This is a genomic window from Azorhizobium doebereinerae UFLA1-100 (assembly GCF_000473085.1).
GTDB classification, from domain to species: domain Bacteria; phylum Pseudomonadota; class Alphaproteobacteria; order Rhizobiales; family Xanthobacteraceae; genus Azorhizobium; species Azorhizobium doebereinerae.
On sequence record NZ_AXBA01000036.1, the window covers coordinates 39,669 to 54,984 of the forward strand.

Consider the following 15,316-nt stretch of genomic DNA (forward strand, 5'->3'; position numbering starts at 1 on the left):
TCCGTTCGTTCCATGAGCCAATTGAGAGTTGGGCTGGCTGGCCTCGGCACGGTCGGCGTCGCTGTCGTGCAGATGCTGGAGCGCCGCGCCGCCGAGATCGAGGCGCGCACCGGCCGCAGCGTGAAGGTTGTCGCCGTGTCCGCCCGCAGCAAGGGCAAGGACCGGGGCATCGATTTGTCCGGCGTGCGCTGGCATGACGATCCGGTGGCGCTGGCGCGCGACCCGGAGATCGACGTGTTCGTCGAACTGATGGGCGGGGAGGGCGATCCGGCCAAGGCCGCGGTCGCCGCCGCCCTGGCGGCCGGACGGCCGGTGGTCACCGCCAACAAGGCGCTGCTGGCCCGCGCCGGCCTGGAGCTTGCCGAGGTGGGCGAGGCGTCCGGCGCCACGCTGCATTTCGAGGCGGCGGTGGCGGGCGGCATCCCCATCGTGAAGACGCTGCGCGAGGCGCTGGGCGGCAACCGCATCGAGCGCGTCTCCGGCATCCTCAACGGCACCTGCAACTACATCCTCACCCGCATGGCGGACGAGAAGATGGCGTTCGACACCTGCCTCGCGGAGGCCCAGCGCCTCGGCTATGCGGAGGCCGATCCCAGCTTCGACATCGACGGCTACGATACTGCCCACAAGCTGTCGCTGCTCACCAGCCTCGCCTTCGGCAGCAAGGTGGATGCGGACGCCATCTATGTGGAGGGCATCCGCTCGCTGACCCTGGCCGATCTCGAAGCCGCCGACGAACTGGGCTTCAAGGTGAAGCTGCTCGGCGTCGCGGTCCGGACCGAGGAAGGCATCGAGCAGCGCGTGCACCCGACCATGGTGCCCAAGCACTGGCCCATCGCCCAGGTCTCCGGCGTCACCAATGCGGTGGCGGTGGACGGCGATGCGGTGAACCTCACTTTGGTGGGCCCCGGCGCCGGCGGCGCGGCCACCGCTTCGGCGGTGGTGGGCGACCTGATCGACGTGGCGCGCGGCAACGGCGGCTTCGCCTTCGGCCTGCCGGTGGCGGCGCTGCAATCCTCGCCCCGCGCGCCCATGCAGCGGCACGAGGGCGGCTACTACATCCGTGTCGCGGCGGTGAACAAGCCGGGCACGGCGGCCACCATCGCCCGGCGCATGGCGGAGGAGGGCATCTCGCTCGAATCCATCGTGCAGCGCCGGCCGCCCCGGCCCCATGGCGCCTCCGCCTCCGGACCGGACGACGTGGGCGTGATCCTCATCACCTACGCCACCACGGAAGACGCGGTGCGCCGGGCCATGGCCGCCATCGAGGCCGATGGGGTGATCGTCGGCGAGCCTCAGGTGATCCGGATCGAAAAGGACTAGGCCCCATGTCCGCCTCCCGCGTGCCGCAGCAACTGGACCGCCGCCTCGCGCTCGAAATGGTGCGCGTCACCGAGCGGGCGGCCGTGGCGGCGGCGGTCTGGCGCGGGCGCGGCGACGAACAGTCGGCGGAGGAGGCGGCCACCAATGCCGCTTATGCCGAGCTCGGCCATATGCCGGTCAGCGGGCGCGTGGTGATCGGCTCCGGCGTCGAGGGCGAAGTGGCCCACCTGTTCATCGGCGAGAGCGTGGGCGGCGGCGGGGACGTGGTGGAGATCGCCGCCGACGCGCTGGAGGGCGCCACCCTCTGCGCCAAGAACATGCCCGGCTCCATGGCGGTGATGGTGCTGGCCGCGCCCGGCTCGCTGCTGAACGCGCCGCCGGTCTACATGGACAAGGTGGCCATCGGCCCCGGCTATCCGCAGGGCATCGTCTCGCTCGCCGCCAAGCCGGAGGAGAATGTCCGGGCCCTGGCCGAGGCCAAGGGCGTGCCGGCGAGCGAGATCACCGCTTTGGTGCTGGACCGGCCGCGCCATGCCGGGTTGATCGCGGCGGTGCGCGGGGTCGGCGCCTCGGTCAAGCTCATCACCGACGGCGACGTGGCCGGCGTCATCCACACCACCAATCCGCGCGAGAGCGGCGTCGACATCTATCTCGGCATCGGCGGCGCGGCCGAGGGCGTCCTGGCGGCCGCCGCGCTGCGCTGCATGGGCGGCCAGATGCAGGGGCGGCTCATCCTCGACAGCGAGGACAAGCGCACCCTCGCCAAGCGCCAGGGCATCCGCGATTTCGCCAAGGTCTATGCCTTGGAGGACATGGTGGCCGGAGACTGCCTCGTGGCCGCCACCGGCGTCACCGACGGGCCGCTGCTCCAGGGCGTTCGCCTCGGGCGCTCGGTGGTGGAGACGGACACGCTGCTCATGCGCGCGGCCACCGGCACGGTGCGCCGCATCGCCACCCAGCATCGCGACCTCGCCAAATTCGGCTTCGACGATTAGGCCGCCCCGGGGGCGGCCGGACGGGGAGCGGGGCTGATGCAGGATCTTCTGGTCAGGCTGGCCATCGCGCTCGGCATCGGGCTTCTGGTGGGCGTGGAGCGGGGCTGGCGCACGCGCAAGTGGCCCGGCGGAAGCCGTGCCGCCGGCGTGCGCACCTATGCCCTGTGCGGCCTCTCCGGCGGGGTATTCGCGGCGGTGTCGCAGGCGCTGGGAGGCGCCCCGGTTCTGGTGGCGGGCTTCCTGGTGTTCGCCGCCGTCTTCACCGTTTTCAGCCTGCGGGAAATGCGGGCGCGCCGGCAGTTCAGCGCCACCGGCCTCGTGGCGGCGCTGCTGGTGTTCGCGCTCGGCGCGCTGGCGGTGGTGGGCGATGCCCGGGTGGCGGGGGCCTGCGGCATCGTGGTCGCCGGCCTGCTCGCCAGCCGGGAGATGCTGCACGGCCTGGTGCGGCGCCTCACCTGGGTAGAGCTGCGCTCCGCCCTGGTGCTGCTGGGCATGACGGTGATCGTCCTGCCGCTGCTGCCGGACCGCGCCATCGACCCGTTCAACAGCGTCAATCCACGCGAGATCTGGCTGTTCACCGTGCTCACGGCGGCGATCTCCTACGCCGGCTATGTCAGCATCAAGGTGGCCGGGCCGCAGGTGGGCATCGTCATCAGCGCGCTGGCGGGCGCAGTGGTGTCGTCCACTTCGGTGACCATCGCCTTCGCGCGCCGGGCCAAGGCCGGCGACCCGGTCGGGCTGCTGGCGGGTGGCGCGGCCCTGGCGGCCATGGTCTCGCTGCTGCGCGTCCTGACCCTGCTGGCGCTGGTGGCCCCCGCCCTGCTGGCCGTGGTGGCGCCGCCGACGCTGGCGGCGGCGGCGGTGTTCGCCCTCGGCGCCGTGGCGCTCATGCGCCGGCGCGAGCCCGGCGCGGCGCCGGGAACGGAGCCGGGCAATCCGTTCGAGCTCCAGTCGCTGCTTGTGTTCGCGGCGGTGTTCGCCGCCGTCTGCGCGCTCTCCGGCTGGCTGCTGCAACGGGTCGGCACCGCCGGCCTGCTGGTGATCTCAGCGGTGATCGGCATCGTCGACGTGGATGTGGCGACCCTGAACGCCGCGCGCCTGCCGGCCGGGACGGTGGCGCCGGAGGCCGCCGGCAGCGCCATCCTCGCCGCGCTGCTGGTCAACGGGCTGGCGCGGGTGGTGTTCGGCGTGGCGGGCGGCACGCCGGGCTACGCGCTCCGGCTGCTGCTGGTGAGCGTCCTCGCCGGGCTGGCGGGTGGGGGCGTGCTGCTGGCCCTGCGGGCGTAGGGCAGCCCTGCGTCCCGTGGACTCGACGGGGCATGCCCGCTCTGTCTTCATGACGCCCGTGAACCTGATGCTGACGAATCGCCCCTTCCTGTCGGTCTCGCGCTCGGCCACCGGCCGGGTGTGGCGGGACCGGCTGGACGTGCGCGGCTCTCAGGCGGCGCTCGCCATCTCGCAGCGCCACCATGTGCCGGACCTTGTCGCCCGCATCCTCGCCGGGCGCGGCGTCGATCTCGACGAGGTGCCGGCCTATCTCGATCCCACCATCCGCGCGCTGCTGCCGGACCCCGACACGCTCACCGACATGGGCGGGGCGGTGGACCGCATCGCCGCCGCCGCCGCCAAGGGCGAGCAGGTGGCGGTGTTCGGCGATTACGACGTGGACGGCGCCACTTCCACCGCGCTGCTGGTGGAGGTGCTGCGCGCGGCGGGGCTCGACCCGTTCTTCCATATTCCCGACCGCATCTTCGAGGGCTACGGCCCCAATGTGGGGGCCATCGAACAACTGGCGGCCAAGGGCGTGACCCTGCTGGTGACGGTGGACTGCGGCACCACCAGCGCCGAGCCGCTGGCCGCCGCCCGGCGCCTCGGCATGGACGTGGTGGTGATCGACCACCACCAGGCCGGCGAGCACCTGCCGGAGGCGGTGGCCATCGTCAATCCGAACCGGGAGGACGATCTCTCCGGCCTCGGGCACCTGTGCGCGGTCGGGCTGGTGTTCGTCACCATGGTCGGGCTGCTGCGCAAGCTGCGCCAGATCGGCCACTGGACCGCCGAGCGCCCGGCGCCGGACCTCCTCGCCGCGCTCGATCTCGTGGCGCTGGGCACGGTGGCGGACGTGGTGCCGCTCAAGGGCCTCAACCGCGCCTTCGTGTCGAAGGGGCTGATCGCGCTGCGGCGACGGGAGCGGCCGGGCCTCACCGCCCTGATGGATTGCGCCCGCCTCGATGGGCCGCCGCGCCCCTGGCATCTGGGCTTCCTGCTCGGCCCGCGGATCAATGCGGGCGGGCGCATCGGCGACGCGACGCTGGGCACGCGCCTGCTGCTGACCCGCGACCCGGCCGAGGCGCGGGCTATCGCCGCCGAACTCGACCGGCTGAACAGCGAGCGGCAGGCGGTGGAGCAGGGCATCCTGGCGGACGCCGAGGCTGAGGCCCAGGCGGCGCTCGGCATCGACGGGGAGGGGGCCGCAACGGTCGTGGTGAGCGGTGCCGGCTGGCATCCGGGCGTGGTGGGCCTCGTTGCCTCGCGCCTTAAGGAGCGCTTCAACCGCCCGGCCTTCGCCATCGCCTTCACCGGCGACACCGGCACCGGCTCCGGCCGCTCGATCCCCGGCGTCGACATCGGCCGCGCGGTGCGGGCCGCCGTGGAGCAGGGCATGCTGGTCAAGGGCGGCGGCCACGCCATGGCGGCCGGCCTCACCGTGGCGCGCGACCGGCTCGGCGACCTGCGTGCCTTCCTGGAAGCCGAACTGGCGCCCGCCGTGGCGCGTTCGAGCGGCGAGGGCGAACTGATCATCGACGGGGCGCTCACCGCCAGCGGCGCAACGCCGGCGCTGCTGGAACAGGTGGCGAGAGCCGGGCCTTTCGGCGCCGGCAATCCCGAGCCGCTGTTCGCCTTCCCCGCCCATCGCCTCACCTATGCGGAGACCTTCGGCAACGGCCATGTGCGGGCGCGCCTCGCGGCGGGCGACGGCACCACGCTGAAGGCGGTGGCCTTCCGCTGTGCGGAGGAACCGCTCGGCCGCGCCATCCTCGGTGCGCGCGGGCGCAGTGTGCATGTGGCCGGCTCGCTGGAGCTGGAGCATTGGCAGGGCGAGACCCGCGTCGGCCTCCGGGTGCGCGACGTGGCGGAGATCGGCTGACCGGCGCTCAGCGGCCGGAGGGCTTTCCGCGCACCGGCCCGTCCAGCAGGATGCCGCGCTTCACCGCAGCCGCGCCGAACTTGGCCCGCACCGCGTCCATGGCGGTCTCGGTGGCCTTGATGCGCTGGGTGGAGGTGTCCACCAGGTCCGCTGGGTCCGCATCGCTGCCCGGCGAGAGGTCGGAGAGGCCGACGCCGATGAGACGGAAGGGCGTGCCGTCCACTTCCTTCAGCAGCAGATCGTGCGCGGTGGCATAGAGCCGGGCGGCCAGGTGCGTGGGGCTGTCGAGGCCGCGTGAGCGGGTGCGCAGGCGAAAGTCGGCGGTCTTCAGTTTCAGCGTCACCGAGCGGCCGGACAGGTCCGCCTGCTTCATGCGGGCCGAGACCTTCTCGCATAGGGCATAGAGCGTCTGTTCCAGCGGGCGCAGGTCGCGGATGTCGGTGTCGAAGGTGGTCTCGGAGGAGACGCTCTTGGCTTCCCGGTCCGGGGTCACGCTGCGGGCATCGATGCCGCGCGCCAGCCGCCACAGGCGTAGTCCCTCCGCGCCGTAGCGGCGGGCCAGGTCCTTCTCGTCCGCCCGCTGGAGATCACCGATCAGCTTGAAGCCGTCGCGCGCCAGCTTGCCGCCGAAGGCGGGGCCGACGCCCCAGATGAAGGTGACGGGCCGAGGGGCGAGGAAGGCGGGGGCTTCCTCCAGTCCCAGCACGGAATAACCGCGCGGCTTGTCCAGCTCGGATGCGGTCTTGGCGAGGAATTTGTTGGCGGCAAGGCCCACCGAGACGGTGATGCCGATGTCCGTCTCCACCGCGGCGGCGAAGCGCGCCAGCACGCGGGCCGGGCTCATGCCGTGCAGGCGCCCGGTGCCGGTGAGGTCGAGGAAGGCCTCGTCGATGGACAGCGGCTCCACCAGCGGCGTCAGGCTCTGCATCATGGCCCGCACCTGCCGGCCCACGGCGGCGTACTTGGCCATGTCGGGCTTCAGCACCACGGCATTGGGGCATAGCGCCTTGGCCTTGAACATGGGCATGGCCGAGCGCACGCCGGAGATGCGGGCGATATAGCAGCAGGTGGAGACGACGCCGCGCGTGCCGCCGCCGATGATGAGCGGCACGTCGGCGAGGGCCGGATTGTCCCGCTTCTCCACCGCCGCATAGAAGGCGTCGCAATCCACATGGGCGACGCTCAGCTCATCGATTCGCGGATGCCGCACCAGGCGCGGGCTGCCGCAGGCGGCGCAGCGCGGGCCGTCCCCCGCATCCGCCAGGCAGTCGCGGCAGAAGCCGGGGACGCGGGTCGCGCCGGCCATGGCGCTCAGTGCGCCCGCCGCACCACGGCATCGGGGTCCGCCGGCGGGCTCAGGATGTCGTGGGCGCGGGCCACCGCCTGCGGCTCCAGGCCGGCATGGGCGCAGAACACCAGCAGCAGCGGCTCGTCGGCGAGCAGATAGGCCAGCACGCCGGCGCCGAAGTCCGCCCGCTTCACTGCCTCGCGCAGCGCCGAGGGATCGAGTCCGGTGGCCTCCAGGAAGCCGGCGATGCGCTCACCGTCGCCGGCGAGGAAGGAGAGGCCCGCGAGGGCGATGTCGTCTGCCCGCGCGCGTTCGGCGGGCCGTTCCTTGATGGGCATTTGCGCTTCCGCAACGATTGGTCTCTAGCTATGCCATCATGTCCGATCCGCTTGCACGTGCGAAGCGGCAATAAGGTGGCCCGGGGGGCAACACACATGCCGAAGACCGTGATGATCGTGGAAGACAACGAGCTCAACATGAAGCTCTTCCACGATCTGCTGGAGGCGCACGGCTATCGCACGGTGGAGACGCGCAACGGCATTGAGGCGATGGACCTTGCCCGCGCCCATCAGCCGGACCTCATCCTCATGGACATCCAATTGCCTGAGGTATCGGGCCTGGAAGTGACCAAGTGGCTGAAGGCGGACGCGGAGCTGAAGTCCATCCCCGTGGTCGCCGTCACCGCCTTCGCCATGAAGGGCGATGAGGAGCGCATCCGCGCCGGCGGCTGCGAGGCCTATCTGTCCAAGCCGATCTCGGTGGCGAAGTTCCTGGAGACGGTGCGCCAGTTCACCGGCGGCTGAGCCGTCCGCGTCCCAGGGGAATCGCCCGCCCCGAGCGTGGCCCTTTGCTTTCCCCCGGCCATAGGCTAGCTTTGGCCTGATGTTGGAACATCGGGTGTTGCCTGACGTCGCGTGACGCGCAGCCCCTGTTCTAACCCTACGGAGTGCTCAGGTCCGCCGCATCTCCTGGGTCCGTGGGGTTCGGCCGGCTGGTGGACGATCACGGGAGGCCTCCCCGTCCGTCCACCGCCGGCCACCTCATCCCTCCAATCCGTCCCGTCCGCCGTGATCGATGTCGCGATTCGCCGACGCCTGTCGCGGTGTCGGCGCACGAGGTGTTGGACCGGGCGCCGGGTCAAAGAAAAAGGCGCCTTCCGGGGAAGGCGCCTTTAGTCGGTCACAAATCGCGGCGGGATCAGATCACTTGATCTTGGTCTCGCGGAATTCCACGTGCTTCTTCGCGACGGGATCGTACTTCTTCATCGCCAGCTTCTCCGTCTTGGTGCGGGAGTTCTTCTTGGTGACATAGAACACGCCCGTGTCCGCGCTGGACAGAAGCTTGATCTTGATGGTTGCAGCCTTGGCCATGGTCGTTCCTTGATGCCGTTCCGGCGGGCAAGCCGACGAGGTCGGTTGCGGGTAAAGAATTACGGACGCGCTGCCGGTGCGGCGGCTCGTGGACGCGGAAATTCCCTCATCAGCCTTTGTTTGTCAAGCCGTCCCGCATCCCGGCACGCACCAGACAGGCGACCACCACCGCGACGTAAAGGCCGAGAAGCCCGGCGACCACGACGGCGAAGCCGTAGGGATTGTAGGCGTCCATGCCGAAGCCGACGAGCGGCGGCCCGATCACGAGGCCGATGGAATAAAGCATGACGAAGGCCGCATTGGCGGCGGCGAGGTCCGCGCCGCGGAATCGTTCGCCCAGAAGGGCGAGACCGATGGTGTAGATGCTGCCGACGATGCCGGTGACCAGGAACATGGCCACCTTGAAGCCCAGCGTGTCCACCGGAATGAACGGCAGCACGGCGGCGCCGAGCGTGCCCATGCTGGCGCAGAACAGCAGCAGGTAGCGCCGGTCGATCTTGTCACTCACGAGGCCGAGCGGGACCTGGAAGGCGACATTGCCCAGCACGGCGATGGTCAGCAGCAGCGAGGCCTGGGAATCGGACAGGCCGAGCCGCACGCCGTAGAGCGGCAGGAAGCTCATCACCGCCGTCTCGATGGCGCCGAACATCAAAGCGGCGAGGGTGGCGATGGGCGAGCGGCGCACGAAGCCCAGCACGCCGTGATGGTCTTCCTCGTGGATCCTCGGCGTCATGCCGTGGGCCAGCAGGATGGGGATGATGCCGAGGGTCATCACCGCCGCGCCCGCCACGTAAGGCGCCCAGCCGCGCGCGCCGAGCACGCCGAGAATCACCGGGCCGAGGGCCGCCCCGACCGACAGGCCGGTGGCGTAGAGCCCCATGACGAGGCCGCGCCGGTGGGGCGGGGCCACCGCATTGATCCAGAACTCGCTGACCGCGAACAGGATGCACAGCGCCGCCCCGAAGACGAAGCGGAGCGGGAACCACATGGCGAAGGAGGGAATCGCCTTGAAGCCGAGCAGGCTCAGTGCGGTGGCGAGGATCGCCAGCGTCAGCACGCCGCGCACGCCGAGCTTGCGCACCATGAGCGGCACGAAGGGCGCGGTGAAGATGGTGGCGACGCCGGCCACCGCCGTGTTCACGCCGATCCAGGTATTGGCGATGCCGCGGCTCTCCAGCTCCAGGGCCAGGAGCGGGATGGACAGGCTGAGGCCGATGCCCACCACGGACACGGCGGAAATCGCGGCTGCGATGGATGCAGACCGGCCCGCGCGCGAGATGGGCCGCTCGGGAGCGTGCATGAAAACCTCAGGACCTCGCGTGCGCCACGGCCGGCGCGCGCATGGGGTGAAGTGGAAGGGCGCCTGCCCGGGCGGGGGCTGCGCGGTCGATCGGAGCTGCGGTCATCGGCGGCGGCGTCAATCCAGCAGCGCGCGGACGAAGCGGCTGCGCGGCATGGAATAGAAGGGCACCGGCGCCCGGCGCGGCAGCCCCGCCTCGATCCGCGCGCCGACCTCCTGGAGGACGACGCGGGTGATGGTCGGCAGTTCCAGGGCCTCGGTCTCGGCGAGCGTGAGCCAGCGCAGCTCCGTCAGCTCCGACTGCGGGCCGACCATGCCGTCGACGCGCGCGGCCACGTCCGAGGCGTCGGCGAGAAAGAAGCGGGTGTCGAACCGCTTGGGCCGGCGCGGCGGGGTGATGGCGCGCGCCACGAAGGTCAGCGATTCGAGATTGGGAAACACGCCGTGCTCGGAGAATGCCCGCCATTCGCCGGCGGGAGCCTCCGGCGAGCCGGCATCGGTGGTGCCCAGCAGCAGGCCGGTTTCCTCGAATGTCTCGCGGATGGCGGCGGCGGCGAGCGCCCGGGCGCGCAGCGCGGAGGGGCGCTGGACCTGGGCCATCAACCGGCGCTCGCTGTCGGCATCCAGCGTGCCGTAGACCGGCATGGCGCGGTCGCACGTCTCCACCCGTCCACCGGGGAAGACGAAGACGCTCGGCATGAAGCGGTGGTCGGCGTGGCGCAGCCCCAGCAGGACGCGCGGCGCCTTGCGGCTGCGGTCCACCAGGATGAGCGAGGCGGCGTCGCGCGGGCGCACGTTGGGATGATCGCGGCGGCGCTCGGCCTCGGTGAGGCGTTCGGCAAGGTCGGGGGCGGGGGCTGTCATGGCCGGTGCTGTCATGGGGCGAGCGGCGTCTTCTGTACGGCCGCGCCGGGGGGCAGGGCCTCGAATTCAGGGCTGTCGGGGTCGAAGCCGTGCATGCGCAGCGCCCATTGCAGGCCGACCAGTGCCCCCTTGGTGACCGGCAGCAGCGCGAGGCTGAGGCCCAGCGTCAGCGGCATCCAGATCACCAGATGGATCCAGACCTCCGGACGGTACATCTCCTCCACCAGCACGAGGAGCGGTACCACGATATGACCGACGATGAGAATGGTCATGTAGGGCGGGGCATCGTCCGCGCGGTGGTGGTAGAAGGCCTCGCCGCAGGCGGGGCAGTGATCCGCCACCTTGAGATAGCGCGTGAACAGGGCGCCGACGCCGCATTTGGGGCAGCGCCCGCGCGCGCCGCGCCACATGGCGCTGGCCACGTCGCGCTGCCGTCCGGTCCCGATGCTCCTCGTCGTCAACGCTTGCGCCCCTTCCGCGATGCGGCTGTCCTCGATCCCGGCCCGCCTTCGGTGTAGCCCGGGCCGTCGTCGGCGCCCGCCGGACGGCCCGGCCCGCGCTTGGCGGCCCCAGCCTTGGGCGCGCCGGCTTTCGGAAAGCCGGCCTTCGGCTTGCCCTGGCCGGCTTTGGCACTGCCGGCCTTGCCTGCATTGCGGGATCGGGCGCCGGCAAACTTGCCACGCGCCCTCCCCACATAGGAGCCTTCGCTCAGAAGTTCAAACCGCAGCGCGCCCGCAACCGGGGCGGCTTCCACCAGCTTGACCTCAACCCGGTCGCCGATGCGGTGCATTTCGCCCGTGCGATCGCCCACCAGGGCCTGCCGGGCCTCGTCGAAACGGTAATAGTCCTGGCCGAGAGTGGCGGCGGGGACGAAGCCGTCCGCCCCGGTCTCGTCCAGCGATACGAACAGTCCGGCGCGGGTGGCGCCGGTGACGCGGGCGGGGAAGACCGCGCCGATCTGGTCGGCCAGATGGTGGGCGATCAGCCGGTCCACCGTCTCGCGCTCCGCCGCCATGGCGCGGCGCTCGGTCGCGGAAATGTCGGCGGCGACTTCCGCAAGGGTATCGGTGGTCACGCTCTCCGGCAGGGCGTCCGGGCCGCCGCCGAGCGCGCGCAGCAGGCCGCGATGCACCACGAGGTCCGCATAGCGCCGGATGGGCGAAGTGAAATGGGCGTAGCGCCGCAGGTTCAGGCCGAAGTGGCCGTAATTCTCCGGGGAATATTCCGCCTGCGACTGGCTGCGCAGGATCACCTGGTTGACCAGAGGCGCGGCATCCGTGCCCTCCACCTGGGCGAGGATGCGGTTGAAATTGGAGGGGCGGACCTGGTCGGTCTTGGCCAGCGGGATGTCCAGCGTGGCGAGGAATTCGCGCAACGCCGAGAGCTTGGCCAGCGTCGGGCCGTCATGGACGCGGAAGATCAGCGGCACCTTCTGCTGCTCCAGCGTCTCCGCCGCCGCCACGTTGGCGAGGATCATGAATTCCTCGATCAGGCGGTGGGCGTCGAGCCGGGGCGGCACGATCACCCGGTCCACCGTGCCGTCCGCCTTCAGCAGGATCTTGCGTTCCGGCAGGTCGAGGTCGAGCGGCTGGCGGGCATCGCGCGCCTGCTTCACGCAGGCATAGGCCGCATAGAGCGGGCGCAGCACGCCCTCCAGCAAAGGATCGGTGGTGTCGTCGCTTTGGCCGTCGATGGCGGCCTGGGCCTGGGCATAGGCGAGCTTGGCCGCCGAGCGCATGAGGATGCGGTGGAAGCTGTGGCTGCGCTTTCGCCCGTCCTTGGCGATGACCATGCGCACGGCCAGCGCCGCGCGGTCCTCCAGCGGGCGGAGGGAACACAGGTCGTTGGAGATCCGCTCCGGCAGCATGGGCACCACGCGGTCGGGGAAATAGACCGAATTGCCGCGCAGCAGCGCCTCGCGGTCGAGCGCCGAGCCGGGGCGCACATAGGCGGCCACGTCGGCGATGGCCACCGTGACGACGAAGCCGCCCGCATTGCCGGGATCCTCGTCCGCCACCGCGTGCACGGCGTCGTCATGGTCCTTGGCGTCGGGCGGATCGATGGTGACGAGGGGCAAGGCACGCCAGTCCTCGCGATCCTTGGCGGTGGCAGTCTTCGCCGCCTCGGCCTCGGCGATCACCGCGCGGGGGAAGGCGTTGGGAATGCCGTGGGCGTGGATGGCGACCAGGCTGATGGCCTTCTCCGAGGCCAGCGAGCCCAGCCGGTCCTTCACCCGCGCGGTGGGCAGGCCGAACACGCGCTGGTGCATCAGCTCCACCGAGACGAGGTCGCCTTCCTCGGCACCGTTCTCCGCGCCCGGCGGCACCTGCAACTCGCGGCCGAGGTTCTTCTTGTCGATGGGGATGATGCGCCCGCCGCCCTGGGGCAGGCGGCGGAACACGCCCAGCGTCTGCTTGCGGGCCTTCTCCAGCACCTTGATGATGCGCCCGCTGTAGGCGATGCCCTCGGCCGGGCTGTCGGCCTCCACCCGCACCAGGATGCGGTCGGACAGGCCGGGCGCCGGGCCGCGCAGGCGCTCGGTCGCCTTCAGCAGGATGAGCGGCGCGTCGCCATGCTCCTCCTGGTCCCATTCCACCGGGCTCGCCACCAACTCGCCGTCGCCGTCGCGGCTGGTGATGTCGGCCAGCACCACGCCGGGCAGCGTGCCGGGCACGTGCACCTTGCGGCGGCTGCGGTCCACCACGCCCTCTTCGGCGAGGTCCCGCAGCAGCGCCTTCAGCTCGATCTTCTGGCCTGAGCCGAGGCCGAAGGCGCGGGCGATCTCGCGCTTGCCCACCTTGCCGGTCTGGGCGGCGATGAAGGCGATGATCTCCTCCTTGCTGGGCAGCACGCCTTGCGGCCGGAACGCCGGCTGCGGCGCGTTGCGCCCGGCGGGCGGCTTGCGGCCGGGGGAGGAAGGGCGCTTCGGCGTGGAGGGGCGTTTGGGCAAGAGCGTGTCCCGTGGCCCGGCGGGACCGGGCATATGGCATCTTCACTGTCCCCGGCGATGCGGACGTCTCGCCTGGACAGCCGGGAGGGTTGCGCGCAGGCTAGTGCAGCGGGCACGCCAGTTCAAAGGCATTCCGCGCGGGGCGGGCGTCGGGGACGCAGCTGTGGCGGGATTGTGGTCCGTGCCCGCTTGCGGTGCATGCCCCGCGCAAGCGCCATGCGAGACGGCGCTTGAAGTGGCGGCGATCCTGCTGAAAAATAGCAAGGCTCACTTAGCATTCAGTGGACCCGACCGGCGTGTCCGGCCGCAACGGGTCTCCAGAGGTTCCATGTCCCCAACAGCTGCGGGCGCCCCGCTCGACCATGCCGACGTCCGCGCCATCATCATCGGCATCCTGCTGGCGATGCTGCTGGCGGCGCTGGACCAGATGTAGCGCGCAAGATCGAATGTCACCGCGCGCAGGATCATATGTCACCCGCGCGCGGTGCGTTTTCAGCCCCTTAAACGTCGATCAAAGCGATGTCTGAGAGTGCGCCACGCGAGCGCCGCAGCCAGGGGGCAAACGCCGTTACCGGCCGCGTGGTATCGCTCCAGCCGATGGGCCAGCCCATCAGCCACTCCGTGAAGGCTGGGTTCAAGATCCACTCGCCCGGCGAGCACCCGCTCCCAGGCCGGATGGTCGCCAGGACGCGGTGGGAATAAGGGAAGGCCGGCATTGGCCCCGGCCTCCAGCCCAGGGCGGTCATCACCCGGCGCATCACGCTCCAGTCCTTCGCCGCCTCGGCGATGGACACCTGGNTGCCGCGCTGGTCGGCCGCCGGCACCCACGCCATCCCCGCCGCGTTCAGCCTCAGCTCCGCCCGGTTCGCCATGATCGAGGCCGTGGGCGTGGGCCAGCACGAAAAGGCGGACCCGCCAATGAGGAGCGCCGACTTCAGCCGCCGAGAACAGGCCCGCTTCGAGGCCATAGCCCATTGCCTGTAGCTCTCGGGCGACTTGGTGGAAGCCTCGATCGACATGGCCGGAGACGTTTTCGAGGAACAGCCATCGCGGGGCGACCTCGGATGCGATGCGGGCGACGTGCGGCCAGAGGTGGCGGGGGTCGCGCTCGGCGAGCTTCCGGCCGGCGGCCGAGAACGGCTGGCAGGGATAGCCCGCAGTGAGGAGATCCACCGCGCCACGCCACGGGCGGCCGTCGAAGGTGGCAAGATCGTCCCACACAGGCGCGTCACATAGGACCGCGTCTTCCATCCGCGCCACGAGAACGGACGCAGCATGGCCGTCCCGCTCGACATAACAAACAGTGCGGTATCCGGGTTCTGCGATGCCGAGGCCGAGCTCCAGGCCTCCCACGCCCGCGCACAGCGCAAGGCCTCGGATCGTGCCCGCGCGGGCAACAGGTTCAACGGGATATAGAGCCACAATTCGCGCTTCCTTGATCGGGACGCTCGCGGCGCTCGGGTTTGGGCTCGGGGGGCCTCAATGCGTTCAGGGTGCCGCAGCGGCGGCACTTGATTTCGATGGTGCCGGAGATGGCACCCCGGCCGGCGCGGAACAGAAGCGCGCGGCACGATCCACAACGGATGTTCTCCACTTGTTAAGGCCCAGTGGGTTAGCGCCCCCAGAGGGGGACCGTAACCCTTCGTTCGGTCGCGCGGGTTGATGCTGCCAGGCTGGCCCGCGTTCGGGGCGCTTGCGCCCCGCCCCACCTCACTCATCGTCATCGCCATCTTCGCCTGCGGTGCTCTTGCTCTCAGCGGCCTCCTTGGTCTCCAGGGTCAAAGTGGTGATCCAGCCGGATCCGGGCTGGATGTCGTGCTCGACGCTCTCGGCGCACCAGGCGGTGCCGTCCGCGTCCGGGCCGAAGCCGGTCACCTTCACCGGGCAGCCGGCGACGGCTGCGGGATCGCCCGCGCCGGTCACCTGGCCGGTGGCGGACTGGCGCCCGCGCTCACGGGCCGCCGCGCGGGCGCCGTGGCGGGCCTCGGCCTTGGAGGGCCACGGATGCGGGCGAGCCAGCCGGCCCTTGCCGCCCTGCTCCGTCTCGTCCTCGTCCTGCCAGGTGCCGGTCTCTTCAT

At 71.0% G+C, this 15,316-nt stretch carries 14 protein-coding genes and 1 pseudogene; 5 read left to right on the forward strand and 10 right to left on the reverse strand.

Annotated features, from left to right (window positions below):
- Positions 1-12 precede the first annotated feature (12 nt).
- The 4 genes from YU1_RS0121615 to recJ all read left to right on the forward strand — a co-directional run bounded on the left by YU1_RS0121615 (position 13) and on the right by recJ (position 5,466).
- On the forward strand, positions 13-1,323 hold the full coding sequence (locus tag YU1_RS0121615; protein WP_029005862.1) for a homoserine dehydrogenase: 1,311 nt from the start codon (positions 13-15) through the stop codon (positions 1,321-1,323).
- A 5-nt stretch (positions 1,324-1,328) separates the two neighbouring features.
- A complete protein-coding gene (glpX, locus tag YU1_RS0121620; protein ID WP_029005863.1) occupies positions 1,329-2,318 on the forward strand; it encodes a class II fructose-bisphosphatase in 990 nt (329 codons plus the stop codon).
- A gap of 36 nt (positions 2,319-2,354) precedes the next feature.
- Positions 2,355-3,605 (forward strand): MgtC/SapB family protein, encoded by a 1,251-nt coding sequence (locus YU1_RS0121625; RefSeq protein WP_029005864.1) that lies wholly within the window; start codon positions 2,355-2,357, stop codon positions 3,603-3,605.
- Positions 3,606-3,672: 67 nt separating this feature from the next.
- A complete protein-coding gene (recJ, locus tag YU1_RS0121630) occupies positions 3,673-5,466 on the forward strand; it encodes a single-stranded-DNA-specific exonuclease RecJ (RefSeq protein WP_342447008.1) in 1,794 nt (597 codons plus the stop codon).
- A 7-nt stretch (positions 5,467-5,473) separates the two neighbouring features.
- Here recJ and YU1_RS0121635 read toward each other — a convergent pair whose 3' ends face one another.
- Together YU1_RS0121635 and YU1_RS0121640 are read right to left on the reverse strand one after the other, a co-directional pair.
- The gene (locus YU1_RS0121635; protein ID WP_029005866.1) at positions 5,474-6,772 is read right to left on the reverse strand and encodes a DNA polymerase IV; all 1,299 of its coding nucleotides are present in this window, start codon (positions 6,770-6,772) and stop codon (positions 5,474-5,476) included.
- A 5-nt stretch (positions 6,773-6,777) separates the two neighbouring features.
- Positions 6,778-7,092 carry a DUF3572 domain-containing protein gene (locus YU1_RS0121640; protein ID WP_051357146.1) on the reverse strand — a complete coding sequence of 105 codons (315 nt, stop codon included), beginning with the start codon at positions 7,090-7,092 and terminating at the stop codon, positions 6,778-6,780.
- A 96-nt stretch (positions 7,093-7,188) separates the two neighbouring features.
- Here YU1_RS0121640 and YU1_RS0121645 point away from each other — a divergent pair, with 96 nt between their 5' ends.
- Positions 7,189-7,557: a response regulator gene (locus tag YU1_RS0121645; RefSeq protein WP_029005868.1), complete on the forward strand. Its 369-nt coding sequence runs from the start codon at positions 7,189-7,191 to the stop codon at positions 7,555-7,557.
- A gap of 399 nt (positions 7,558-7,956) precedes the next feature.
- Here the strand turns inward: YU1_RS0121645 and rpmG are convergent, their stop codons facing one another.
- The 8 genes and pseudogenes from rpmG to YU1_RS34100 form a co-directional block, all read right to left on the reverse strand.
- A complete protein-coding gene (gene rpmG, locus YU1_RS0121650) occupies positions 7,957-8,124 on the reverse strand; it encodes a 50S ribosomal protein L33 (protein ID WP_029005869.1) in 168 nt (55 codons plus the stop codon).
- 109 nt (positions 8,125-8,233) lie between these two features.
- Entirely contained in the window at positions 8,234-9,424 is a 1,191-nt protein-coding gene (locus YU1_RS30600) for an MFS transporter (RefSeq protein ID WP_035716236.1), read from the reverse strand.
- Positions 9,425-9,541: 117 nt separating this feature from the next.
- Entirely contained in the window at positions 9,542-10,288 is a 747-nt protein-coding gene (locus YU1_RS0121660) for an NUDIX hydrolase (RefSeq protein ID WP_029005870.1), read from the reverse strand.
- Positions 10,289-10,299: 11 nt separating this feature from the next.
- Positions 10,300-10,749 (reverse strand): DUF983 domain-containing protein, encoded by a 450-nt coding sequence (locus YU1_RS0121665; protein ID WP_029005871.1) that lies wholly within the window; start codon positions 10,747-10,749, stop codon positions 10,300-10,302.
- Positions 10,746-13,139: a ribonuclease R gene (gene rnr, locus YU1_RS30605; protein ID WP_425339172.1), complete on the reverse strand. Its 2,394-nt coding sequence runs from the start codon at positions 13,137-13,139 to the stop codon at positions 10,746-10,748. The genes YU1_RS0121665 and rnr overlap by 4 nt, the downstream gene beginning before the upstream one ends.
- A gap of 591 nt (positions 13,140-13,730) precedes the next feature.
- Positions 13,731-14,660, reverse strand: coding sequence for a DNA cytosine methyltransferase (locus tag YU1_RS32875; protein ID WP_245263407.1), 930 nt, complete (start codon positions 14,658-14,660; stop codon positions 13,731-13,733).
- Complete coding sequence (locus YU1_RS34940) at positions 14,641-14,832, reverse strand: Com family DNA-binding transcriptional regulator (RefSeq protein WP_084540029.1); 192 nt, start codon at positions 14,830-14,832, stop codon at positions 14,641-14,643. Before YU1_RS34940 ends, YU1_RS32875 begins: the two co-directional genes overlap by 20 nt.
- A 116-nt stretch (positions 14,833-14,948) precedes the next feature.
- A pseudogene (locus YU1_RS34100) lies at positions 14,949-15,316 on the reverse strand (hypothetical protein); the annotation flags it as partial.

What these genes read in the sequence shown, in the direction of transcription:
- rpmG (WP_029005869.1), bottom strand. Translation starts at nt 8,124, where the DNA reads ATGGCCAAGGCTGCAACCATCAAGATCAAGCTTCTGTCCAGCGCGGAC.
- YU1_RS0121645 (WP_029005868.1), top strand. Translation starts at nt 7,189, where the DNA reads ATGCCGAAGACCGTGATGATCGTGGAAGACAACGAGCTCAACATGAAG.
- YU1_RS0121625 (WP_029005864.1), top strand. Translation starts at nt 2,355, where the DNA reads ATGCAGGATCTTCTGGTCAGGCTGGCCATCGCGCTCGGCATCGGGCTT.
- glpX (WP_029005863.1), top strand. Translation starts at nt 1,329, where the DNA reads ATGTCCGCCTCCCGCGTGCCGCAGCAACTGGACCGCCGCCTCGCGCTC.
- YU1_RS0121615 (WP_029005862.1), top strand. Translation starts at nt 13, where the DNA reads ATGAGCCAATTGAGAGTTGGGCTGGCTGGCCTCGGCACGGTCGGCGTC.
- YU1_RS0121635 (WP_029005866.1), bottom strand. Translation starts at nt 6,772, where the DNA reads ATGGCCGGCGCGACCCGCGTCCCCGGCTTCTGCCGCGACTGCCTGGCG.
- YU1_RS0121660 (WP_029005870.1), bottom strand. Translation starts at nt 10,288, where the DNA reads ATGACAGCCCCCGCCCCCGACCTTGCCGAACGCCTCACCGAGGCCGAG.
- YU1_RS0121640 (WP_051357146.1), bottom strand. Translation starts at nt 7,092, where the DNA reads ATGCCCATCAAGGAACGGCCCGCCGAACGCGCGCGGGCAGACGACATC.
- YU1_RS30600 (WP_035716236.1), bottom strand. Translation starts at nt 9,424, where the DNA reads ATGCACGCTCCCGAGCGGCCCATCTCGCGCGCGGGCCGGTCTGCATCC.
- recJ (WP_342447008.1), top strand. Translation starts at nt 3,673, where the DNA reads ATGCTGACGAATCGCCCCTTCCTGTCGGTCTCGCGCTCGGCCACCGGC.